Source organism: Sphaerotilus natans (genome assembly GCF_900156335.1).
GTDB lineage: Bacteria > Pseudomonadota > Gammaproteobacteria > Burkholderiales > Burkholderiaceae_C > Sphaerotilus > Sphaerotilus natans.
Window position 1 is genome coordinate 221045 of sequence record NZ_FTMZ01000003.1, and the last position, 20112, is coordinate 241156.

Sequence of the window (20112 nt, forward strand, 5' to 3'; positions counted from 1 at the left end):
ACAACGAGACCCCCATGTTCCCTCCGAACCTCGACGCCCCTGCCGCCACCCGCGTCTTGCCCCTGCAGGGTGTGCGTGTGCTGGACCTCTCCCGCGTGTTCGCCGGGCCGCTGTGCGGCCAGGTGCTGGCCGACTTCGGTGCCGAGGTCATCAAGGCAGAGCACCCCGGCCGGGGCGACGACACTCGCGACTGGGGCATGCGCATCGGCCACACCGAAACCACCTACTTCAACGCGATGAACCGCAACAAGCGGTCCATCACGCTGGACCTGCAAAGCCCCGAGGGCCTGCGCATCGTCCACCAGCTGTTGCCGCAGGTGGACGTGGTGATCCACAACTTCAAGACCGGCGGCGCCGAGAAGCTGGGGCTGGGCTACGCGCAGCTCAAGGCCCTCAAGCCCGACCTGATCTACTGCGCCATTGCCGGCTACGACAGCAGCGGCCCCGAGGCCAGCCGCCCCGGCTATGACCTGGTGATCCAGGGCGAGACCGGCCTGATGGCGCTCAATGGCGCCGCCGACATGCCACCGCTGAAATTCGGCGTGGCCGTGGTGGACATGATGACCGGCATGTACGCCGCCCAGGCCGTGCTGGCCGCGCTGTTCCGCCGCGACCGCACCGCCGACCCGGCACAGAAGGGCCAGCTCATCGAGCTGGCGCTGTACGACTGCGGCCTGACGGTCACCGGCTACTACGGCCTGGACGCCCTGCAGTTGGGCCACGACCCCCATCGCTACGGCAACGCCCACCCCTCCATCGTGCCCTACGGCATGTTCGAGTCGGCGGACGGCCCGCTCATCATTGCCGTGGGCACCAACAGCCAGTTCGACAAGTTCTGCCGCCATGTGGTGCTGCGGCCCGACATCGTGGAAGACCCGCGCTACGCCACCAATGTGGAGCGCGCCAAGAACCGCCTGAGCTTGCTGCCGCTGATCACCGACCTGATCCGCACCTTCCCCCGCGCGCTGCTGCTGGAGCGCCTGAATGCCCAGGGCATTCCCTGCGGCCAGGTGGCCGGTCTGCATGAAGCCCTGACCAGCGAGCGCACCCAGCGCAGCCGTCTGGTGCAGCCCATGCCGCACCCGGTGGTGGGCCACACGCCCGTGTTCGCGCCCCCCTACCGGCTGGACGGGGAGCGCCTGCCCATCCGCAACGCCCCGCCCACGCTGGGCGAGGGCACCCGCGAACTGCTCAGTCGCCTGCTGGCGCTGAGCGACGAGCAACTGGAAGACCTGCGCGTCCAGGGCGTGCTGACCTTGCCTGACTGAGCATGCCCCACCAGCCCCCACCAGCCCCCGGCGCCGCCGGCCCCTGCTTCCCTCCAGACGACAACCCGGAGACAAACACCATGAGCTTGAACCTGCAACGCCGCACTGTGGCTGGCGCCCTGGCCAGCTTGGCCGCCCTGTGCACCCTGGGCCTGGCCGGCACCGCCCAGGCCCAGGCCTGGCCCGCCAAGCCCATCAAGTTCATCGTGCCCTACGCTGCCGGGGGGGCCACGGACATCACCGCCCGCACCCTGGGCGAAAAGCTCGCAGCCCGCCTGGGCCAGCCAGTGATCGTGGACAACCGTGGCGGTGCCGGTGGTGTCGTGGGTACCGACCAGGCCCTGAAATCCCCGGCCGACGGCTACACGGTGCTGGTGTCGCTGGGCACGACCATGTTGATCAACCAGTTCCTCTACGAGAAGCTGCCCTACAACCCGCAGAAGGACCAGGCCCTGATCACCCAGATCGCCCTGGCCCCCGTGGTGCTGCTGGTGAACCCCAAGATGCCCTTCAACACCGCGCCCGAGCTGCTGGCCTACATCGAGCAGAACAAGGGCAAGGTGACCTACGGCTCCTGGGGCATGGGCTCGTATGCCCACCTGGCTAGTGCCTGGCTGTCGGACAAGCTCAAGGCCGACATGAGCCATGTGCCCTACAAGGGCGAGTCGCCGATGTTGCAGGATCTGGTGGGCGGGCAGCTGCAGATGGCCTTCGCCAGCCTGCAGTCGGCGCGTTCCTTCATCGAGTCGGGCCGTCTGAAGGCCTTGGCGGTCACCGGTACCCAGCGCATGGAGGCGCTGCCCAAGGTGCCCACGATGATGGAGCAGGGCATCAAGGACGAGGTGTTTCAGGTCTCCGGCTGGCTGGGCATGAGCGCACCGGCCCGGACGCCACCCGAGGTGGTCAGCCGCCTGGCCACGGAGATGCAGGGCATCCTGGCTCAGCCTGACATGCGCGAGCGCATCGTCCAGATGGGCTTCATCCCGGTGGGCAGCACGCCCGAGCGGTTCAGTACTCAGTTCAGGCAGGACGCTGCGGTGTGGGAGCGGGTGGTCAAGGTGTCGGGCGCCAAGCTGGACTGAGCGACGCCGGCCCTTGCCGGCGACATAGAGCGCGTCGAGCCCGAGCAGTTCCCAGGCCGCCTCAGCCGCGTGGGGCCAACCTGTGCAGAAGGATGGTCAGCATGCTTTCCGTCGGCTGATTCGATGGACGCCAGTTCAGAAGAACCGGTCGAAATGAATCTGCCCGTAGGGCACGGCGCGCCGCACCATCAACAGCTCGGTCACGGCCTGCACCATCGCCGGCGGGCCGGCGAAATAGACCTCGTGTTCGGCCAGACGCTCCCCCAGCCGGGCATCGACCACCTCATGTACCAGCCCAGTGGCGCCGGTCCAACCGCCTTGCCTCGCGTCGTCTGCTGAGGGTTGCGACACCACCTCCTCGCACCGCAGTCGATCGCCATAGCCGGGTAGACCGGCCAGCAGGGCCTGCGCCGCGCGGTCGGCCGGCGTCCGCACGCCAAAGTAGAAGTGCAACCGCCGGCCAGTCTCCTGCAGCAGCGGCGCCGCGGCCCGGGCAACCGAGAGCATCGGCGCCAGCCCGGAGCCTCCGGCGATGCACAGCAGGTCACGCTCCGGTGGCCGCAGCCAGGCCATGCCGTAGGGGCCGTCGATCTCCAGCACGTCACCGGGCTGCAACTGGTCGAACAGATGGCCGGTACCCGCACCCTGCGGCACCCTGCGCACGATGAATTGCCACTCTCCTTGCGGATTGGGCAGGTTGCTCATCGAATACGCACGCTGGAGACCCAGGGCCGGAAACTGCAGCAGCGCGTATTGGCCGGCCAGAAATTCCGCCGGCCCCGGCGTGCGGAAGCTGAACTGGCGCATGTCATGCGTCACTTGCTCCACCCGCGTCAATGTGGCGCTCTGGCGCAGCGGCCGAATCCGGGGCTCGCAAGCCGGGTCCAGCCGCAGCTTGGCCGTCACCGGCCCCAAGGGGACGGACTGGCAGGCCAGCCGCTTGCCCTTGTGCCGGTCGCGCGGGCTCAGACCTGGGGCTTCGGCCCACAGGGTGTGCACCTCACCTTCGACCAGGTCGAACTTGCAGCTGCCGCAGCCGCCCACGCTGCATTCATAGGGGAAGCCGATGCCCGCGCGCAGTGCGCCCTTCAGCAGCGTGTCCTGCCCCTGGACCTGGAAGCTGGGGCCACTCACCAGCGTCACAGGCAAGCCGGTCGTGTCAGCCGACATGTGTGCTCCCGCCTGACCAGATCACTGCGCCGACCGCAACGGTGCGGTGCTCGAAGACGATGGCGCGTGGTCGCCTGAGGTGCTGCGCACGCCCTGCCAGCCGATGATGGCCAGCACCCCCATGGCGATGACACCGAACAGGTAGGCCGGGGCCAGCGCGATGACCGCATAGACCGAGGACTCACCGAAGACGTTGGGGCCAAAGCTCAGGCCGCGGTTGACCGCCAGGTTTCCGAAGAAGTAGAAGACCACGTTGGCCCAGCCGTCAGCCACCACCAGCCAGCCCAGCCAGCGCCCCTTGTTCGGGCTGAAGCCCAGCACGGGCAGCACCGCAGCCACCGCGATCACCATCAGGCCGTTCATCGCGGGACCGGTGTGGGCACGGCGCCAGCCATCGGCCGTGCCCGGCAGCGAGATTTCCAGGATGTAGCCGGGCACGATCTCGAACCCGCCCAGCAGAAAGATCCAGTAACCCAGGCCGCCCACCAGGGTGGCCAGGATCATCAGCACGCCGTGGCCGAACCACTTCCTCTGCAACTCGTTGATCATCATCATCTCCTCAAAGACCCATCACACGGTGGTGACTGGCGACCACTTTCAGTGCTCTGTCCGCAGCGGCTTCGCCGTCCGGCAAGGTGGCGCAATAGCTGCGCACGGCCCGATCGGCCAGCGGCTGCCAGCGCGCCAGCCAACCCTGCAGCACCTCCCGGTTGCCCTCCTGCTCCATGGCCATGGCCACCCAGGCGGTGGACCAGCGGCGGTGGCGGCGAGCGTCATGGAGCTGCGAGTCGACCACCAGCGGCAGCACGCTGTCGCCGTTCTGGCGTGCCGCATCGGCCAGGGTCAGCATCACCCCCTCTTCGACCGCCGGCTTGACCACCACGTTCAGCACGAAGCAGGCCTCGGCCCAGTCCCAGGTGACGAGGGCGCGCTCCATCAGCTCGCGCAGACCCTGCCAGGCGACGTCGTCTTCCCAGTAGCCACGCTCGCTCTGGCCGAATCCCAGGTCCGGGAAGGTGCGCGCCAGCTCCGCGGTGCGATAGGCGGTGTGGCTGAGCCAGCGGAAGTGGTCGCCCGTCTGGTAGGAGGCGCAATTCGACAACGTGGACGCCGGCGCCATCAGCGTGACGTAGGCCGACATCATCTGCAGGGTATGGAACAGATAACGCATGGGCGCATACCGCCGCGCCAGCGAGCCCGCCCAGGTGGACTCCAGCATGCTGTCGTGACCGCGCTCGGACATCTGGTCGAGGAGGCCGCAGACGAAGGATTCCTGTCCGTCCTGCACGATGTTGTAGACGCGATAGGTCATCTCCGCCGGATCGCGGAACTGGTTCCAGTCCGGGTGGCGCAGCGGCGAGCCGCTACGGTACTGGCGGAACCACATCGACATCGGCATGTTGGCGTCCAGCTCGAAGGGCGCCTCGGGGTGATCGGTGGTGGTGTGCAGGTCGACCGACACCACCTCGTACTCGGTGGGCTTCTTGCGACGGCCGGACAGGTGGCTCCAGGTCTTCAAGGGCTTCGGGACAGCCGGTGCAGCTTGGGGGGTGCTCATGGGGCGGATCTCCAGGCGATGGGGCGAGAGGGTCAGAGCGTCTTGGTCAGGAAGAACCGGACCTGATCCTGGGTGGTCTCGATCCGGCCGGCAAAGGTCGCCAGGTTCAGCTCCAGCTCGGCCATCTGGAACGGTCGCCCGAGAGCTTCCTCCAACGTGGCGCGGCGGATGATCAGTTCGCCGTCGGTGGAGATGCGGACATAGGCCATCTGGTCATCGACGACGATCTCGCGCCCGGGGTTGTCCTCATGGGCGGCGTCGATCACCGCACGCGAGATCTCGCAGGCGCGGATCACCGGGCCAACCCGGTTGTTCTTGTAGCCTTGGCCAATGGCCGCGGCCGTGGCCGTGGCCGTGGCCGTGGCGGTGGTGCTGCTCATGTCGTCTCCTGAGAAAAGGGGGGGCGCGGGTCAGGTGTGGGTGAAGCGAGCGACCTCGACGTCCAGATCCACCAGGATCTGGCCGTCTTCGATGCGCAGCGGGAACTTCGTCAATGCACAGTCGCTGGGGTTGATGCCCTTGCCGCTGCAGGCGTCGAAGACCCAGTTGTGGGCGCGGCAGATCAAGGTCTTGCCGTCGAACTTGCCCTCGATCAAGGCCACCTCCTGGTGCGGGCACATGGGCTGGTAGGCGATGAGTTCGCCGCCGTCGGGCCAGACCAGCAAGACCTCCTGGCCATCGACCTCGCGGCTCTCCATCTCGCCTTCCCAGAGTTCATCCAGGCTGCAGACCGTCTTGAACGTCATGGCTCAGACCTCCTCGGCTTCGAACATGAACTGCAGGCACTGCATGGGCGCGATGCCCGCATCGGCCAGCTTCATGTCGCGTGGCAGGAAGGCCTGCTCGCCCTGCTTGCGCACGCGCACCCGGTGCCCCGGGCGCGCCGCGACGCTGCGGTTGATGGAGTGGTGGGCAGCCGCCGCGCACACCTCGTCCATGGTGTGCTCGGTGTCCACGGCGACCAGCTTCAAGCAGAAGTCGCCTTCAAAGGCAGAGGAAATGGGGAACAGCGCCATCAGTGTCTCCGTGTGGGTTGGGGGATGGGCGATGCCACTTCAGGCGGCGGCCGGCAGGTCACCCGCGGCTTGTGCCGCGGCACGCTGGGCGTACTCGGCCACCCAGGCGTAGGCATGGGCGTCGTCGCCGGCCTCGCCCGGGCCCAGGCCCATGTACTGCAGCGCGCCCATCAGGTTCATCGGCTGGATCTGTCCGGCCAGGAAGCGGTCCACCAGGCTCATGTGGTCGCGGTAGCGCGCGGGTTCCTGCTGGAAGATCCAGCGGTCGATCTCGGAGCCGAAGTGGTAGGTGCGGCCTTCGTGCTCCAGCGGGTAGTCCTGCAGCGACCATTTGTCGCCAGGGATGCCGCAGATCGGGATGCCGGACATGTTGCAGATCACCGGCAGCGTCTCGGGATAGGTCAGCTCGCGCCGTCCGGCCACCAGGTTGTCGATGATCACGTCCCAGCAGCGGCCGAAGGTGGCGTTCCAGCCGGGGTATTTCTGTTCCAGCCAGTCGCGGTCTGCCAGGCTCACGCCGGCCGCCGGGTTCCACCACACCGTCGGGCGCCAGGTCCAGATGCCGATGTGGTAGGCATGGTGCATGTACTCGGTCTCCTTCATCAGGATGTCCCAGTACCAGGGCAGGTCCAGCCCCAGGTCGATCAGCGTGCGCTGGAACTGGCCGACGATGAACTCGTTGGCGAACTCCTGGAACGAGTGCTTGCGGTTCTCGCGCGGCGTGTAGTAGTCCATCGACAGGCCGCTGACCACCGCGAAGATGCGCCAGGCGCGGGCGATGGCAATGTCGATGCGGCGCTGGGCTTCGGCCTTCTTGCCATTGGCGATCAGGATCTGCAGCGTCGGGCCGCCGATCTGGGCATGCCGGGCCTCGTCGGTCTGGATGCTGGAGATCAGGTGCGAGAACGAGTAGTCACCGGTCTGGCAGGCGTCCGCCGAGAGGCCCACGAACTGCATGTTGGTGAAACCGGTCTCGAAGGCGAAGGTCAGCATGATGGCGGAGGAGACCGCGTCGCGCGCCAGATGCAGGTCGTCGCCCATGGCGCGGATGGCGATGGCGCCCCACTCGTTGCTGTGCAGGGCCTTGTGCGCCCAGTCGAACTGGCGATCCTGGCCGACCAGTTCATGCGGGAAGTACAGCTGCAACTGCGCGTGGCGGTTCTCGTCGAGCATGCCGAAGGTGGCCATGTTGCGCATGCCCGGCGCCATGCCGAAGCGGGCCATGCGAGCCTCGCCCTGCTGCGCCGCGTACTCGGCCAGGGCCACGCCGCCGTAGTGCAGCTTCAGGATCGAGCGCCAGCCGGCATCGGCCTCGGTGAACAGGCGATTGCGCTCCAGCGCAGCCTTCACCGAGTAGACGCCGGAGTCCTTTTCGCGCTGCACGCGCACGTACTCGGGGTATGAGGTCTTGTAGGGCTCGTCATAGACCTCCCAGGCTTCCATCGGGATGCCCAGTGCGCCCGCCTGCACTTCCGGGAACAGCTCATCCTCGGTCACATACCGAGGGGTCCAGTTGGTCTGGCGAGCGATGTCGTACCAGTCGCTGCGATTCAGCAATGCCATGTCTGACTCCTTCTTGGGGGTGATCGGTCAGGGGGCCTGGCTCACGCTGGGCCTCCTGTTTCCCAGGCCTGTTGCGCCGCACGGGCCGGCAGGAACACTGCGGGCCTCCTGGCGAAGGGGGTGGATGCGATTGTTCGGGCCCGACGGTACGGGCTGATCCCATGCGTGCAGGGCCTGTCCCTGGTGCGCAGCCACCGGCTCAGGACTTTCCCGCTCTAGGGTTTTCAAGCAGGTGATCGACTGGATGGCCCTGGTGCAAACCCTCTTGCTCCAGTTCAAGTGGCCTGTGAAAACTTGGCCGCCACACGTCGCCGCCGTGTTCCCGTGCCAGCCGAAGCCCGCCATGCCCCTGCAGTGCCTCTCCCAGCGCCCCCAGAAGCGCTCATGCCGATGAGCAGCCTGCTTCCAGCCGAGCAACTGAGCCGTCACCTGTCGGCCCACGCGTTATTTCGAGGTGCCGACGATGCGCAAGAGACCTGTGCCCGCGTGGGCGAGGTCTTTCGCCCGCACCATATGGGTGTGCTGGGCAGTTCACAGCGGCTGGCGGCGCAGATGGACCATCTGCGCCTGGCCAGGCTGTCCTTCAACCGGCTGAGCTACGGTGCCAGCGTGTCGATCAACTCGGAGCCGATGAACGACTTCGTCATGGTCTTCATGCCGCTGTCGGGTGTGGTCGACATCCGATCGGGCGCGCAGCGTGTGGCGGCCACGCCCGCGCAAGCTGCCGTGGTCAGTTCCACCCAGCCCTTGCACATGGATTGGCGTGCCGATGCGGATGTCTTCATCCTCCGACTGGAGCGCCGGGCCATCGAGGACGCCTGTCTGGCCCAGGTGGGCCACCTGCCGAATCGGCCGATCGAGTTCGATCTGGCGGTCGATCCCCAGGCGCCTCATTTCGGCAGCTGGCGGTCCCTGCTGGCCTTCTTGCTCGGATGCGCAGAATTCACCCGCCTGGCCGCTGTCCAGCCCCAGATGGCAGACCAGGTGGAGCGCCTGGTGACCAGCACCTTGCTGTTCGGCCACCGCCATAGCTACAGCGAAGCCCTGGTCGGGACCGGGGCTGACATCGCGCCTGCCTTCGTTCGGCGTGCCGAGGACGTGATGATTGCTCATCTGCACGAACCCCTGGACATCGAGACTCTGGCGCGGCTGGCGGGCGTCAGTGTGCGCAATCTGCACGAGGGCTTCCGGCGCTACCGGAACAGCACACCCATGGCCACCTGGAAAGGCTTGCGGCTGGACCATGTGCGATCCGAGCTGCTGCAGGCTTCCCGGAACGGCATGCCTGTGACCGTGGCCGAGATTGCTCGTGTCCACGGTTTCCTGCATCTCGGCCATTTTGCGCAGTCCTACCTGGCGCGTTTCAATGAGCTGCCCTCCGCGACGCTGAGCCCGGGCCGGCGGTAAATGACCTCTCTTGCAGCGCCCAGCCTGAGGAGTGGGCGGTGCGCCCGCTACCTCCGCCCGGTCTTCCTGATCTGCGGCGCCACCACCCGGTGGTCGGCGGTGGCGTTCTCGCGCACCCGGCGCGGCGTGGCGCTCTTCGAAAGCGAGGCCAGCGCGACGAACCAGGCCTTGGGCATGTCGGTGGGCAGGCCCACCGGGATGCCGGCGATCTTCGGTGTCTCGGCGAAGGCGTGGCCGGGGTCCTGGAAGCCGGGCTCGGTGCAGGAGATGCAGGCGTGGCCGCCGCGGGTGCAGCTGCCTTCGCCGTTCCACAGCCGGGTGTTGCAGTCGGCATGGGCCTGCGTGCCCTTGCAGCCCATGTGCTCCATCATGCAGCCGAGGTCGGAGGGCTTTTCGGCGCTGGCCTTGAACTCGTAGAACTCGTTGCGGGTGCAGCCGTGGTGCACCAGCTGGTCAGCGTAGAAGCGCGGCCGGCCGAGCGCGTCGAGGTCGGCGGGGCCGAGCAGGTCGGCCGCCAGCGCCATCAGCGTCTCCAGCACCCAGCCCGGATGCGTCGGGCAGCCGGCGATGTTGACCACCGGCAGGCCGGAGCGGCTGCGGAAGTCGGGCCCGAGCAGACCGCCCGGGCGCTCGTCGTCATGCTGCAGTCCGGTGGCCTCGGTCGGGTTGCTGCCGGCCGCGGTCACGCCGCCCCAGGCCGCGCAGGCGCCGACCGCCACCACATGGCGTGCCACGCCGGCCAGCCGCCGCACCCAGTCGATCATCGCCACGCCGGTGCCGGCCAGCACATGGAAGCGCCCGGTGCCGTTCGGACCGCGCAGCAGCGCGCCCTCGACGCACAGCGCGTCCAGCGCGATCCGGCCGGCCAGCAGGTTGTCGAGCAGCGCCACCACATCCGCCCCGCTGGCCAGCGACAGCGACGGATGCCACAGCAGCCGGATGCCCGCGCCCTCGAGCTGGCCGGCGAAGTCGGCGGTGTCGGCGCACAGCAGCGACATCGAGCAGCCGCCGCAGCCGCCCGACTGCAGCCACAGCAGGTTCATGGCGTCTCCCCGGCCGACGCCGGGGTGTCCTCGAGCTGGAAGCGCCGCAGCTTGGCGCGCAGGCCGACACGCGACAGGCCGAGCTCGACGGCCGCGCGGGTCTTGTTCCAGCGGTGGCGCAGCAGCGTCTCGCGCAGCACCATCGCCTCGATCGCATCCAGGCGCTCCTGCAGCGTGCCGCTTTGCGGCAGGCCGGGCAGGTTCAGGCCGGCCGCGCCGGCCGCGCCGACCGGTGCATGGCGGCCGGTCTGGCCGTGCAGCACGGTGGCCGAGAAGTCGTGCGGCGCGATCCGGCGGCCATCGCCCAGCACGATCGCGCGGGAAATCTCGTTGCGCAGCTCGCGGATGTTGCCCGGCCAGGGATAGGCCATCAGCACCGCGATCGCCTCCGGCCCGATCTCCACGCCGGACAGGCCCAGCTCGGCGCCGACCTCGCCGGCCAGCCGGCGCGCCAGCGGCGCGATGTCGCCGGCGCGCTCGCGCAGCGCCGGCATCTGCAGCGTCATGCCGGCCAGGCGGTAGTAGAGATCCTCGCGGAAGCGCCCGGCGCGCACCTCGTCGTCGAGCCGGCGGTGCGTCGCGGCGATCACCCGCACGTCGACCGGCACCGAGCGGGTCGAGCCCACCGGGCGCAGCTCGCCCTCCTGCAGCACCCGCAGCAGCTTGACCTGGAAGGCCGGCGAGGTCTCGCCGATCTCGTCGAGGAAGACGGTGCCGCCGTGGGCGCGCTGGAACAGGCCGACATGGTCCTCGAAGGCGCCGGTGAAGGCGCCGCGCTTGTGGCCGAACAGCTCCGACTCGAGCAGAGTGTCGGGAATGGCGGCGCAGTTCTCCAGCACGAAGGGGCCGTCGGCGCGTGGGCTGGCGTAGTGGATCGCGCGGCCGAGCAGTTCCTTGCCGGTGCCCGACTCGCCCAGCACCAGCACCGGCAGGTCGAAGCGCGCCACCCGTGCCGCCATCGCGCAGACCGCGTCGAGCGGGCTGCCCGGCGCGCGCTCGATGCGCTCGAAGTCGAAGGTCGCGCGCGCCTGCGCCAGCCGGTCGCCGCGGCGGGTGCGCAGCGCGGTGGTGCCGGCGCGCAGGTCGAGCTCGAGCCGGCTGACGCCGCGCTGCAGCGTGCGCGCCTCCACCGCCTGGCGCACCGTCTGCAGCAGGTGGTCGGGCACCCAGGGCTTGAGGATGTACTGGTAGATCCCGGCCTCGTTGATGCCACGGATGATGTCCTCGCTGTCGGTGTAGCCGGAAATGACGATGCGCACCGTCTCCGGCCAGCGCTCGCGCACCTCGCGCAGGAATTCCACGCCGGTCAGCCCCGGCATGCGCTGGTCGCACAGGATGACCGCGGCCTCGTGGCGCTCGAGCAGCGCGCGCGCCTCCTCGGCCGAGCTGGCGCACAGGATGCGGAAGTCCTCGTCGAGCGTGCGGCGCATCGCGTCCTGCGAGCGCACCTCGTCGTCGACCAGCAGCACCAGCGGCAGGTCGGCCTCGTCGAGGCCGTCGGGATCGGTGTCGTCGAAGGGCAGGGAATCGGGGGCGTTCATGGCGGGTCTGATTGTGTCCCGGCCGGGTACCGCCCGCATCCGCAGATGCGCGAGCCGGGACGGGTCGCACGGGCCAGGGCCAGCACCCAGATCGTCGCCATCAGCGCGCCGCCGATCAGATCGGTCGGCCAGTGCACTTGCAGGTGCAGCCGGGTGGCCGCGACCGCGCCAGCCAGCGCCAGGCCGGCGGCCAGCCAGATCGCGCCCGGGCGTGGCCGGCCCGGCTGCAGCCACAGCGCCAGCACGACGGCCAGCACCTGCGCGGTGTGGGCGCTCGGAAAGCTCAGGTCGGGCGGCAGCGGCAAACCGGTGGGAAAGAGGTCCGGGCGCGGGCGCATCACCAGCAGCTTGACCGCATGCACCAGCAGCGTCGTGCCCAGCAGCGCTGCCGTCACGAAGGCCGCTTCCGGCCAGGGCTGCTGCTGGCGGCGCAGCCAGGCCATCCGGGCCAGCGCCAGCGGCAGCAGCAGTGCCAGCGAGCCGGCCCAGGTCAGCGCGGCGGCCAGCCGGTCGGTGCGGTCCGAGCGCAGCGCGTGGAACAGCGCCAGCCCGGCGTGATCGAGCGGGGCGATGCGGCAGACGCCGTCCGGGCAGAGCAGCAGGCCGCCGGCCAGGCCTGTCAGCAGGGCCAGCAGCGCGCCGGCCGGCAGTGCGCGAGGGATTTTCATGCTGGTGCGGTCAGCGTGCGCCGGCCAGCATCTGCGCGACGCGCTGCTTCGGCAGCGACTGCACCCGCATCAGCCAGTCGTGATCGCAGCGGCCCTCGCTGCCCGGACCCATGCTGGCCTGACGCAGATCGGACTGGATGCGGCCGAGCAGATGCGCGGCCATCTCGGCATCGGCCAGCGCCCGGTGCGCCTGGCCGGTGCTCGGCAGGCGGTGGTAGCTGGCCAGATCGCCCAGGCGGTGGCTGGGCGCCGCGGGATAGAGCCTGCGCGACAGCATCACGGTGCAGATGAAGGGATGCGGCGCCGCCAGCCCGGCCAGCGCCAGCTCGGCCTGCCAGAAGCGGCGGTCGAAGGCGGCGTTGTGCGCGGCCATCGGCAGCTCGCCGACGAAGCGCGCCGCTTCGCGCATCACCTGCTCGGCGGGCGGCGCGGCGGCGATCATCGCGTTGCTGATGCCGGTCAGCTGCGAGATGAAGGCCGGGATCGGCCGGCCGGCGTTCATCAGGCTCTGGAAGCGCTCGACCGGTCGGCCGTCCTCGAGCAGGACGATCGCCACCTCGGTGGCACGGTCGCCCAGCGCGGGCGATCCGCCGGTGGTCTCGAAGTCGATGACGGCGATGCAGGACATGAGGGGCAGCAGCGGGACAGCCGCGGGCAGCGGAAGAAGGCCGCGATCATGGCAGATCAGGCCCGGCGCCGGGCCTGTCGGGTCAGAGCGACGGCAGCGGCCCGCCGACCTGCAGCAGCATCGATCGACGTTCGCCGCCGCGCAGGTCGCTGCCCAGCTGCAGCGACCAGCCACCGCGCTCGATGCCGATGCCGATGCGGCGCTCGTGCGGCCGCCATTGCGCCGACAGGCCCCAGCCGCCGGCCTGGCCCTGCCAGCCCAGGCGTGGCAGCACGCCCCAGCCCGGCAGCCAGACCAGGCCGGCCTGCAGCCGGCCGATCCCCTCGCCGCGCCAGCCGATCTCCAGTGTGCTGACCGGCGCGATCGTGTGTCGCCAGGACGGCTGACGGTTGCGGCCCTCGATCAGCGGGCGGTAGCTGACGAAACCGTCGGCGTCCAGCCCGGCCTGGTCAGTGGAGAGCTGAGCCTGCTGCTGCGGCAGGCCGCGCCAGCGCAGCCAGCCCGCGTCCTGCCAGCGCAGCGCGCCGTCCCAGGCGCCGTCGCGCAGCGCCAGGCGCCCGCCCAGCAGCAGTGCCCAGCCGCGCGCGGCCATCGGCTGGCGGAACGGGAAGTCGAGCCGGTCGTCGATCTGCAGCGAGCGCAGCTCGGCCTGATAGCGGTCCTCGGTCTGGCGCCAGCCGGCGTGGCCGTCGATCTGGCGCGCGCTCAACCGCTGCAGCGCCAGCGCCTGCGCCGACAGCGCCAGCGTCATGCCCGGGGCCAGCGTCAGATCGCGCGTGCCCAGCTCGAGGCCGGCGCCGGCAAAGCCGAGATGGTCCAGGTCGACGCGCCAGTCGCGGTCGCGTCCTGGCGTACCGCCGGTCTCGACCTGGCGGGCCAGGTCGAGCGCGCCCTCGCTGGCGATGGCGATCGCGCGCTGGCGCGCCAGCAGCGCTAGGCGTGTGCCGTCGCCGCCGCCGCGCTCGAGCCGCAGCTCGTCGAACAGATAGCCCAGATTGCGCCCGGCACGTGGATCGAGCGCGCGAGCGGCCTCGTCGTCGCCGAGCCGGTTCAGCGCCAGCGCGTCGACATGCCGGTCCGAGGCCAGCGAGAGCCGCCAGCCCGGCGCGGCCGGCTGCGCGTGGGCCGCTGCGACGGTCGCCAGCAACAGCGCTGCGAGGCGCGGCGGCATCCGGCTCACAGGCCGATGTCCAGCGAGACGAAGCTGCCGTCGGTGAAGGTCAGCATCCGGGTGGAGGCGTCGATGCGGCCGATCAGCGTGTCGCCGGCTTTCAGCTCGGCCGAGCTCGGCTGGCCGGTCCAGCCCAGCGAGAGCTTGCTGGTGGCCTCGCGCAGCATGAAGCGTGCGCCGCTGCCGTCGCTGCCGGGGGTCGCGGTGCCGGAGACCACCATGCGCGGCGTGCCGCCCACCAGCGTGCGGTACTGGAAGCTGACCGCATCGGGCTTGTCCTGATCGCTGTGCATCGTCGTGCCGAGTGTGAACTCGAGCACCGGGCGCTGCGGCGCGGTGACGGTGCCGGTCAGCGTCAGGTCGACGCCGAAGCGGTTGCTGGCGCTGTCGGCCTCGCGCTCGTCGTAGCTGCCCGCGCCGCTGATGCGCGCCTCCAGCGTGGCCTTCAGGAACTCGGTGCTCACCCCGTCGCGGGTGGTGCGCAGCGCGCCGCTGAGCTGGCCGAAGGTCGGCACCCAGGACTCGCCCGAGCGGGTCAGCGCCACGTCCTTGAGCTTGAGCGTGCCCTCGAACTCGGCACCCGGCGTGGTCCACAGCAGGTCCAGGTCGGCCAGCGTGCCCACCGGTGCGCCGCCGACCGTCAGCGTCGACATCGCGAGCTGGCCGCTGCGCAGCGTCAGCGTGCCGATCTCGGTGCTGGCGTCCGAGTAGGCCTTCAGCGTGCCGCTGACCGCGTAGGTGTCGCTCTGGCTGGTGGCCGACAGGCCGTCGGCGGCGGTGGCGATGCTGCCGGTCAGCGCGATCGTGTGATGGTGGCTGCCGAGCGTGTCCGAGCCCTTGGCGAAGCCGCCGGGCAGGTCGCCGGCGAGCGTGAAGCCGCGGATCGTGCCCAGCGCGGTGTCCAGCGTCGGCACGAGCCGGCCGGTCGAGGCCTCGAGCTGCGGCTGCAGCACGGTGTTGGCGGTCACGGTGCAGGCACCGCTGCTGTAGTCGCAGCTGCTGACGCGCTGGCGGGCCCGGCTGGCATAGGTGAAGCTGCCGTCGGCCTGCGGCTCCAGCGTGAAGCCGTGCACCCACTCGGTGGTCACGATCGTGTTCTGCGTGAAGCTGCGCGAGCTGCGGTAGACCGCGCGGCAGCCGATGACCCGGGCGTCGGCGCTGCTGGTGGCGCGGGTGCTCAGGTCGGTGGCGGTGAACAGGCCGCAGGCGCCGGCGACCTGGCCGCCCTGGTTGTCGCCGCCTCGGCTGCGGATGGTCTGCGCCGAGCGGCCGGCCATCAGGTCGTTGTAGAGGTCGACGCCCATCAGCATGGTGCCGGTGTCCTTGACCAGCATGTCGACCGGCACCTCGATGCCTTCCATCGCGCTGCGGAAATGCCAGGCCTGGATGTTGACGGCTCCGCCCGACAGCGAGGCACCGCCCCGGCTGAACATCGCGCCCCAGTCGCTGCGGATCTCGTTGAACAGCAGCTTGGCCGCGGTGATCGCGGTGGCGGTCGGGTCGCTGCTGCCGGAGCCGCCCGCTGCGGCCGGTGTGCAGCCGCTGTCCTTGCAGCCGAGAGTGGCGATCACGCCGGCCAGCAGGCTGCCGGGCACGCTGCCACTGAGCTTGGGCGTCGTCAGCACGGTGCCCAGCGCGCTGCTCAGCGCGCCGGAGACATCGACGGCCGTACCGCCGTTGCCGGTGGCCAGCTTCAGCGACGAGGTGCTGGCCGAGGCCGACAGCGCCTCGACGACGCAGCGGGTGCGCGCGCCGGCGTCGTCGCCGCTGCAGCCGAGCTGGCCGCCCGACGCCATCTGCGAGACGGCCGCGAGCATGACGGCCATCTTCTTCTCGTCCTCGCTCTGTGCGGATCCGACCGGACGGGCGCTGACTGCGGTCGGGTCGAAGCCGAGCAGCTGGCTGACGGTCGAGACGGCCTGCGCCGTGTTGCCGGCGCTGATGCCGCCGCCGGCGCGCTCGGCCGCGGCGACCACCATCTCGCTGAACGGCGTGATGCTGGCGCTGGTGGTGACCGTGCCGGCCTGCGACGGGGTGATGACCGAGCGCATCGAGAAGCCGGCCGGCAGCGGCTGCGCGGTGCCGGTGACCTCGTCGAGATGGGTGGTGCTGCCGTCGGCCTTGGCCGAGACACGCACCACGTAGGGCCGCGAGACGGTGGCATCGAAGCTCAGGCTGTAGCGTCCCTCGGCATCGGTGGTGGTCGAGGCCAGCGTGCTCGTCAGGTCGACCGAGCCGTCGGCGGCCACCGGATGCACCTTCACGTCGGCGTTGGCCATCAGGCCCTTGGAGGCGGTGCCTGACAGCGCCACCGCACTGGTGGGCGTGCCACCGCCGCCGGCCGTGCTGTCGTCGCTGCTGCCGCCACCGCAGGCGGCCAGCGCGGCGGCGGCGATCAGCGTGGTGCTCAGGGTCAAAGGACGCCAGCTGGTGCGGCGGCGGAAGGATGCGTCGGTCATCACGGGTCTCCGGGTCTGGGACGGGACAGGGTCAATCGATCGACCATATCGGTGTTGCCGGCGCATCCATGAGCCGAATTGGCTGCGCCGCACCCATGATTTCTGCCCGCACCGTGCCCGGGCGGCGAGGCTCAGAACTCGCCCAGCGCCCGGCTGCTGGCAAAGGCGAAATACTCGCGCAGCCAGGCGTTCCAGCGCAGATGGCGCGGCGTGGGCGCGCCGGCGGCCCGCACCTGCACATAGCCGGCCTGCCGGGCGATGCGCAGGCTGCGCGGCACATGGAAGTCGCTGGTGACCACCAGCACCGGGGTGTGGCGCGGATCCAGGCCGGCCTGCGCCAGCAGCGCCCGGCTGAAGACCAGGTTCTCGTGGGTGCTGGTGCTGCGCTCCTCCAGCAGCAGGCGTGCCTCGTCCAGGCCCTGGCCGCGCAGGTAGCGGCGCATCACCTCGGCCTCGGTGCAGCCGAAGCCCGGATCGACCCCGCCGCTGACCACCACCCGCGCCTGCGGATAGGTTCGCGCCATCTCCAGCCCGCGCTCGAGGCGCTGGCGCAGCGTCGGCGAGGGACGGCAGCGGTTGGTGCCCGAGCCCAGGATGAGGATCGCGCCGGGCGGCTCGGCGCTGCGCTGCGGATCCTCCCGCCCGGCCTGGGCGATCTGCAGGAAGAACAGCAGCAGGCTGGCCAGCCACAGCCCGAAGCCGATGCAGACGGCCCGCCACAGGCGCTGGCGCCAGCGCTGCCGCGCCAGCCAGCGCTGCCACTGCGCGCCGCGCCAGGCCAGGCCGATCAGCGCCAGCCCGATCGGCAGCGGCAGCACCACGCCCAGGTGGCGCATGCCGATGGCCATCAGCAGCAGCGCGTCCAGACAGAGCAGGGCGCCGGCCAGCAGCAGCAGCAGGCGCGAGGCGGCACGGACGGACGGGGGCAGGGCAAGACGCGGCATGTCGTGAAGGGCGGCGGGCACGGGCCGCCACGATAGCCGCTGGCCGGCGCGATCTCAGCAGATGCGCGGCAGCTGCTCGCCGCTGAGCCAGTCGACCACGCGCCGGCCGCCGAAGCGTGTCTCCATCTGCACGAAGCGGTGCGGATCGTCGGTGACGAGGCCGATGCGCGCGGCCTGCTGCCCGAGCGGATGCGCGTGCATCGCCGCCAGCAGCTTGTCGGCCACCTCGGGCGCGCAGATCGCCACCAGCCGGCCCTCGCAGGCGACATAGAGCGGGTCGAGCCCGAGCAGCTCGCAGGCCGCCTCGACCTGCGCCCGCACCGGGATGGCCGCCTCGTCGAGCGTGATGCCGGTGCCCGACTGGCGGGTGATCTCGTTGAGCGTCGTCGCCAGCCCGCCGCGCGTCGGGTCGCGCAGCACGCGCACGCTACCCTCCGGCACGGCCGCCAGCAGCGCCGCGGTCAGGCCGTTGAGCGCGGCGCTGTCGGAGACGATCGCGGTCTCGAACGCCAGCGACTCGCGCTGCGACAGCACCGCCACGCCGTGGTCGCCGATCGGGCCCGACACCAGCACCACGTCGTCCGGCCGCGCCAGGTCGCCGCCCAGGCGCCGGCCCGGCGGCAGCCAGCCCGCGCCGGTGGTGCTGATGAAGACGCCGTCGCCGTGGCCCTGCTCGACCACCTTGGTGTCGCCGGTGACGATGGCCACGCCGGCCTCGCGCGCGGCCGCGGCCATCGAGTCGACGATGCGCTTGAGGTCCGCCAGCGCCAGGCCTTCCTCCAGGATGAAGCTGGCCGACAGGTAGAGCGGCTGCGCGCCCATCATCGCCACGTCGTTGACGGTGCCGTGCACGCTGAGCGCACCGATGTCGCCGCCGGGAAAGAACAGCGGCGAGATCACATGCGCGTCGGTGGCCAGCACCAGGCGGTGGCCGGCGGGCGGCGCGGGCAGCACCGCACCGTCGTTGCCCTCGCGCAGCGCGGGGTTGTCGAAGGCGCGCGCGAACAGCTCCTCGATCAGCTGCGCGCTGGCGCGGCCGCCGGCGCCGTGGTTCATGTCGACGCGGCCGTTTTTCAGGTCGAGCGGGCGGGTGTAGTCTTTGCGGAGGGGCATGGGGGGGCCGGGGGTGGGTTCCCGCCTTCGCGGGAATGACGGGAGGGGGCTGGAAGGACCGGAGGGGACAGCCTGGGTGGCTCAGGCGGCAGTGATCGCGATGTCCTTCCAGCGGCCGTAGCTGTAGTGCGCGGCGCAGGCGCCCTCGCTGGAGACCATGCACGAGCCCATCGGGTTCTCGGGCGTGCAGACGGTGGCGAAGAGCTTGCAGTCGCTCGGGCGCTTGACGCCGCGCAGGATCGCGCCGCAGTCGCATTGCTTGTGGTCGGGCACCGGCTGGTAGCGCAGGTCGAAGCGCCGCTCGGCGTCCCAGCGGGCGAACGCGTCGCGGATGCGCAGCGCGCTGAAGGCGACCTCGCCCAGGCCGCGCCACTCGAAGTTCTCGCGCAGCGCGAAGACCTCGGCCACCAGCGCCTGCGCCGCGGCGTTGCCCTCGCGGGTGACGGCGCGGGTGAACTCGTTCTCGACCTCGTGGCGGCCGTCATTGACCTGGCGGATCAGCATCAGGATGGCCTGCATCACGTCCAGCGGCTCGAAGCCGGCGATCACCACCGGCTTGCGGTAGTCGCGGGCGAAGCCCTCGTAGGGCGCCGAGCCGATCAGGATGCTCACATGCGCCGGTCCCACGAAGCCGTCGAGCGGCACCGTGCCCCACTGCTTCACCTCGGGCGACTCCAGGATGTGCGTGATCGCGCTGGGCGTCAGCACATGGCAGCACAGCACGCTGAAGTTGGCGAGGTTCTCGGCGGCGGCCTGCTTCAGCACCAGCGCGGTGGGCGGCGTGGTCGTCTCGAAGCCGATGGCGAAGAAGACCACCTCGCGCTCCGGGTTCGCGCGGGCGATCTTCAGCGCGTCGGCGGGCGAATAGACCATGCGGATGTCGGCGCCGCGGGCCTTGGCGCGCTGCATCGACAGCTGGCCGGAGGCCGGCACGCGCATCGTGTCGCCGTAGGTGCAGACGATGGCGCCGTGCTGCAGCGCCAGGCCGATGGCCTGGTCGATGCGGCCGATCGGCAGCACGCACACCGGGCAGCCGGGGCCGTGCACCATCTGCACGTTGTCGGGCAGCAGCGCCGGCACGCCGTAGCGCGACAGCGCGTGGGTGTGGCCGCCGCAGAACTCCATGAAGTGGTAGCGGCGGTCGGGCCGCGCCTCGGCGCGGATCTTGGCGGCGAGCTGGCGCGCCAGCTCGCCGTCGCGGAACTCGTCGACGTATTTCATCGCGGTGTCTCCTCGGCAGGGGCCATGGCCGGGTCCAGGGCGGCCATCTCGGCGAACAGCGCCAGCGTGCGCTCGGCCTCCTCGGTGTCGAGCACGCCGATGGCGTGGCCGACGTGGACGATCACGTAGTCGCCGACCCGCGCCTCGGGCGTCAGCGCCAGCGAGATTTCCTTGCGCACGCCGCCGAGGTCGACGATCGCCATCATCGCGCTCGGGTCGGGAAGCAGTTCCGCCACGCGGGCGGGCAGGGCCAGGCACAT

20 protein-coding genes are annotated in these 20112 nt (G+C 70.4%); 3 read left to right on the forward strand and 17 right to left on the reverse strand.

What is annotated here, in order from left to right:
- The first annotated feature begins 14 nt into the window (after positions 1 to 14).
- Positions 15 to 1268 carry a CaiB/BaiF CoA transferase family protein gene (locus BW996_RS04245; RefSeq protein WP_051631817.1) on the forward strand — a complete coding sequence of 418 codons (1254 nt, stop codon included), beginning with the start codon at positions 15 to 17 and terminating at the stop codon, positions 1266 to 1268.
- A gap of 80 nt (positions 1269 to 1348) precedes the next feature.
- On the forward strand, positions 1349 to 2350 hold the full coding sequence (locus BW996_RS04250; protein ID WP_037480741.1) for a Bug family tripartite tricarboxylate transporter substrate binding protein: 1002 nt from the start codon (positions 1349 to 1351) through the stop codon (positions 2348 to 2350).
- A gap of 135 nt (positions 2351 to 2485) precedes the next feature.
- Here BW996_RS04250 and BW996_RS04255 read toward each other — a convergent pair whose 3' ends face one another.
- Genes BW996_RS04255 through BW996_RS04285 form a run of 7 tightly spaced genes read right to left on the reverse strand, consistent with a single transcriptional unit; the run spans position 2486 to position 7657 of the window.
- Complete coding sequence (locus BW996_RS04255; RefSeq protein ID WP_051631816.1) at positions 2486 to 3520, reverse strand: FAD-binding oxidoreductase; 1035 nt, start codon at positions 3518 to 3520, stop codon at positions 2486 to 2488.
- Positions 3521 to 3541: 21 nt separating this feature from the next.
- A complete protein-coding gene (gene styC / locus BW996_RS04260; protein ID WP_051631815.1) occupies positions 3542 to 4069 on the reverse strand; it encodes a styrene-oxide isomerase StyC in 528 nt (175 codons plus the stop codon).
- A gap of 10 nt (positions 4070 to 4079) precedes the next feature.
- Positions 4080 to 5078, reverse strand: coding sequence for an aromatic/alkene monooxygenase hydroxylase subunit beta (locus BW996_RS04265; RefSeq protein WP_051631814.1), 999 nt, complete (start codon positions 5076 to 5078; stop codon positions 4080 to 4082).
- A 32-nt stretch (positions 5079 to 5110) separates the two neighbouring features.
- Positions 5111 to 5458, reverse strand: a complete 348-nt coding sequence (locus BW996_RS04270) for an MmoB/DmpM family protein (protein WP_051631813.1) — start codon at positions 5456 to 5458, stop codon at positions 5111 to 5113.
- A gap of 30 nt (positions 5459 to 5488) precedes the next feature.
- Positions 5489 to 5824 carry a monooxygenase system ferredoxin subunit gene (locus BW996_RS04275; protein WP_037480739.1) on the reverse strand — a complete coding sequence of 112 codons (336 nt, stop codon included), beginning with the start codon at positions 5822 to 5824 and terminating at the stop codon, positions 5489 to 5491.
- 3 nt (positions 5825 to 5827) lie between these two features.
- Positions 5828 to 6094, reverse strand: coding sequence for a toluene-4-monooxygenase system B family protein (locus tag BW996_RS04280; RefSeq protein ID WP_037480736.1), 267 nt, complete (start codon positions 6092 to 6094; stop codon positions 5828 to 5830).
- 39 nt (positions 6095 to 6133) lie between these two features.
- Positions 6134 to 7657: a ferritin family protein gene (locus tag BW996_RS04285; RefSeq protein WP_037480733.1), complete on the reverse strand. Its 1524-nt coding sequence runs from the start codon at positions 7655 to 7657 to the stop codon at positions 6134 to 6136.
- Between the two features lie 390 nt (positions 7658 to 8047).
- On the opposite strand from BW996_RS04285, the gene BW996_RS04290 reads away from it, so the two are divergent.
- Positions 8048 to 9064, forward strand: a complete 1017-nt coding sequence (locus BW996_RS04290) for an AraC-like ligand-binding domain-containing protein (protein WP_162177970.1) — start codon at positions 8048 to 8050, stop codon at positions 9062 to 9064.
- Positions 9065 to 9111: 47 nt separating this feature from the next.
- Here BW996_RS04290 and BW996_RS04295 read toward each other — a convergent pair whose 3' ends face one another.
- From BW996_RS04295 to BW996_RS04340, 10 genes are all read right to left on the reverse strand, one after another.
- Positions 9112 to 10107, reverse strand: coding sequence for an NADH-quinone oxidoreductase subunit B family protein (locus tag BW996_RS04295; protein WP_037480730.1), 996 nt, complete (start codon positions 10105 to 10107; stop codon positions 9112 to 9114).
- Positions 10104 to 11648, reverse strand: coding sequence for a sigma-54-dependent transcriptional regulator (locus BW996_RS04300; protein ID WP_081838056.1), 1545 nt, complete (start codon positions 11646 to 11648; stop codon positions 10104 to 10106). The genes BW996_RS04295 and BW996_RS04300 overlap by 4 nt, the downstream gene beginning before the upstream one ends.
- A complete protein-coding gene (locus BW996_RS04305; RefSeq protein WP_051631811.1) occupies positions 11645 to 12316 on the reverse strand; it encodes a phosphatase PAP2 family protein in 672 nt (223 codons plus the stop codon). The genes BW996_RS04300 and BW996_RS04305 overlap by 4 nt, the downstream gene beginning before the upstream one ends.
- Positions 12317 to 12326: 10 nt before the next feature.
- Positions 12327 to 12944, reverse strand: coding sequence for a 3'-5' exonuclease (locus tag BW996_RS04310; protein WP_037480727.1), 618 nt, complete (start codon positions 12942 to 12944; stop codon positions 12327 to 12329).
- Positions 12945 to 13026: 82 nt separating this feature from the next.
- The gene (locus BW996_RS04315; RefSeq protein WP_037480725.1) at positions 13027 to 14115 is read right to left on the reverse strand and encodes a hypothetical protein; all 1089 of its coding nucleotides are present in this window, start codon (positions 14113 to 14115) and stop codon (positions 13027 to 13029) included.
- 5 nt (positions 14116 to 14120) lie between these two features.
- Positions 14121 to 16574: a hypothetical protein gene (locus tag BW996_RS04320; protein ID WP_051631810.1), complete on the reverse strand. Its 2454-nt coding sequence runs from the start codon at positions 16572 to 16574 to the stop codon at positions 14121 to 14123.
- Between the two features lie 131 nt (positions 16575 to 16705).
- On the reverse strand, positions 16706 to 17518 hold the full coding sequence (locus tag BW996_RS04325) for a YdcF family protein (protein ID WP_037480716.1): 813 nt from the start codon (positions 17516 to 17518) through the stop codon (positions 16706 to 16708).
- Between the two features lie 54 nt (positions 17519 to 17572).
- The gene (hypE, locus tag BW996_RS04330) at positions 17573 to 18631 is read right to left on the reverse strand and encodes a hydrogenase expression/formation protein HypE (protein ID WP_037480714.1); all 1059 of its coding nucleotides are present in this window, start codon (positions 18629 to 18631) and stop codon (positions 17573 to 17575) included.
- 81 nt (positions 18632 to 18712) lie between these two features.
- Entirely contained in the window at positions 18713 to 19852 is a 1140-nt protein-coding gene (gene hypD / locus BW996_RS04335) for a hydrogenase formation protein HypD (protein WP_037480712.1), read from the reverse strand.
- Entirely contained in the window at positions 19849 to 20112 is a 264-nt protein-coding gene (locus tag BW996_RS04340; protein ID WP_037480709.1) for a HypC/HybG/HupF family hydrogenase formation chaperone, read from the reverse strand. Before BW996_RS04340 ends, hypD begins: the two co-directional genes overlap by 4 nt.

What these genes read in the sequence shown, in the direction of transcription:
- BW996_RS04245 (WP_051631817.1), top strand. Translation starts at nt 15, where the DNA reads ATGTTCCCTCCGAACCTCGACGCCCCTGCCGCCACCCGCGTCTTGCCC.
- BW996_RS04250 (WP_037480741.1), top strand. Translation starts at nt 1,349, where the DNA reads ATGAGCTTGAACCTGCAACGCCGCACTGTGGCTGGCGCCCTGGCCAGC.
- BW996_RS04255 (WP_051631816.1), bottom strand. Translation starts at nt 3,520, where the DNA reads ATGTCGGCTGACACGACCGGCTTGCCTGTGACGCTGGTGAGTGGCCCC.
- styC (WP_051631815.1), bottom strand. Translation starts at nt 4,069, where the DNA reads ATGATCAACGAGTTGCAGAGGAAGTGGTTCGGCCACGGCGTGCTGATG.
- BW996_RS04265 (WP_051631814.1), bottom strand. Translation starts at nt 5,078, where the DNA reads ATGAGCACCCCCCAAGCTGCACCGGCTGTCCCGAAGCCCTTGAAGACC.
- BW996_RS04270 (WP_051631813.1), bottom strand. Translation starts at nt 5,458, where the DNA reads ATGAGCAGCACCACCGCCACGGCCACGGCCACGGCCACGGCCGCGGCC.
- BW996_RS04275 (WP_037480739.1), bottom strand. Translation starts at nt 5,824, where the DNA reads ATGACGTTCAAGACGGTCTGCAGCCTGGATGAACTCTGGGAAGGCGAG.
- BW996_RS04280 (WP_037480736.1), bottom strand. Translation starts at nt 6,094, where the DNA reads ATGGCGCTGTTCCCCATTTCCTCTGCCTTTGAAGGCGACTTCTGCTTG.
- BW996_RS04285 (WP_037480733.1), bottom strand. Translation starts at nt 7,657, where the DNA reads ATGGCATTGCTGAATCGCAGCGACTGGTACGACATCGCTCGCCAGACC.
- BW996_RS04290 (WP_162177970.1), top strand. Translation starts at nt 8,048, where the DNA reads ATGAGCAGCCTGCTTCCAGCCGAGCAACTGAGCCGTCACCTGTCGGCC.
- BW996_RS04295 (WP_037480730.1), bottom strand. Translation starts at nt 10,107, where the DNA reads ATGAACCTGCTGTGGCTGCAGTCGGGCGGCTGCGGCGGCTGCTCGATG.
- BW996_RS04300 (WP_081838056.1), bottom strand. Translation starts at nt 11,648, where the DNA reads ATGAACGCCCCCGATTCCCTGCCCTTCGACGACACCGATCCCGACGGC.
- BW996_RS04305 (WP_051631811.1), bottom strand. Translation starts at nt 12,316, where the DNA reads ATGAAAATCCCTCGCGCACTGCCGGCCGGCGCGCTGCTGGCCCTGCTG.
- BW996_RS04310 (WP_037480727.1), bottom strand. Translation starts at nt 12,944, where the DNA reads ATGTCCTGCATCGCCGTCATCGACTTCGAGACCACCGGCGGATCGCCC.
- BW996_RS04315 (WP_037480725.1), bottom strand. Translation starts at nt 14,115, where the DNA reads ATGCCGCCGCGCCTCGCAGCGCTGTTGCTGGCGACCGTCGCAGCGGCC.
- BW996_RS04320 (WP_051631810.1), bottom strand. Translation starts at nt 16,574, where the DNA reads ATGACCGACGCATCCTTCCGCCGCCGCACCAGCTGGCGTCCTTTGACC.
- BW996_RS04325 (WP_037480716.1), bottom strand. Translation starts at nt 17,518, where the DNA reads ATGCCGCGTCTTGCCCTGCCCCCGTCCGTCCGTGCCGCCTCGCGCCTG.
- hypE (WP_037480714.1), bottom strand. Translation starts at nt 18,631, where the DNA reads ATGCCCCTCCGCAAAGACTACACCCGCCCGCTCGACCTGAAAAACGGC.
- hypD (WP_037480712.1), bottom strand. Translation starts at nt 19,852, where the DNA reads ATGAAATACGTCGACGAGTTCCGCGACGGCGAGCTGGCGCGCCAGCTC.
- BW996_RS04340 (WP_037480709.1), bottom strand. Translation starts at nt 20,112, where the DNA reads ATGTGCCTGGCCCTGCCCGCCCGCGTGGCGGAACTGCTTCCCGACCCG.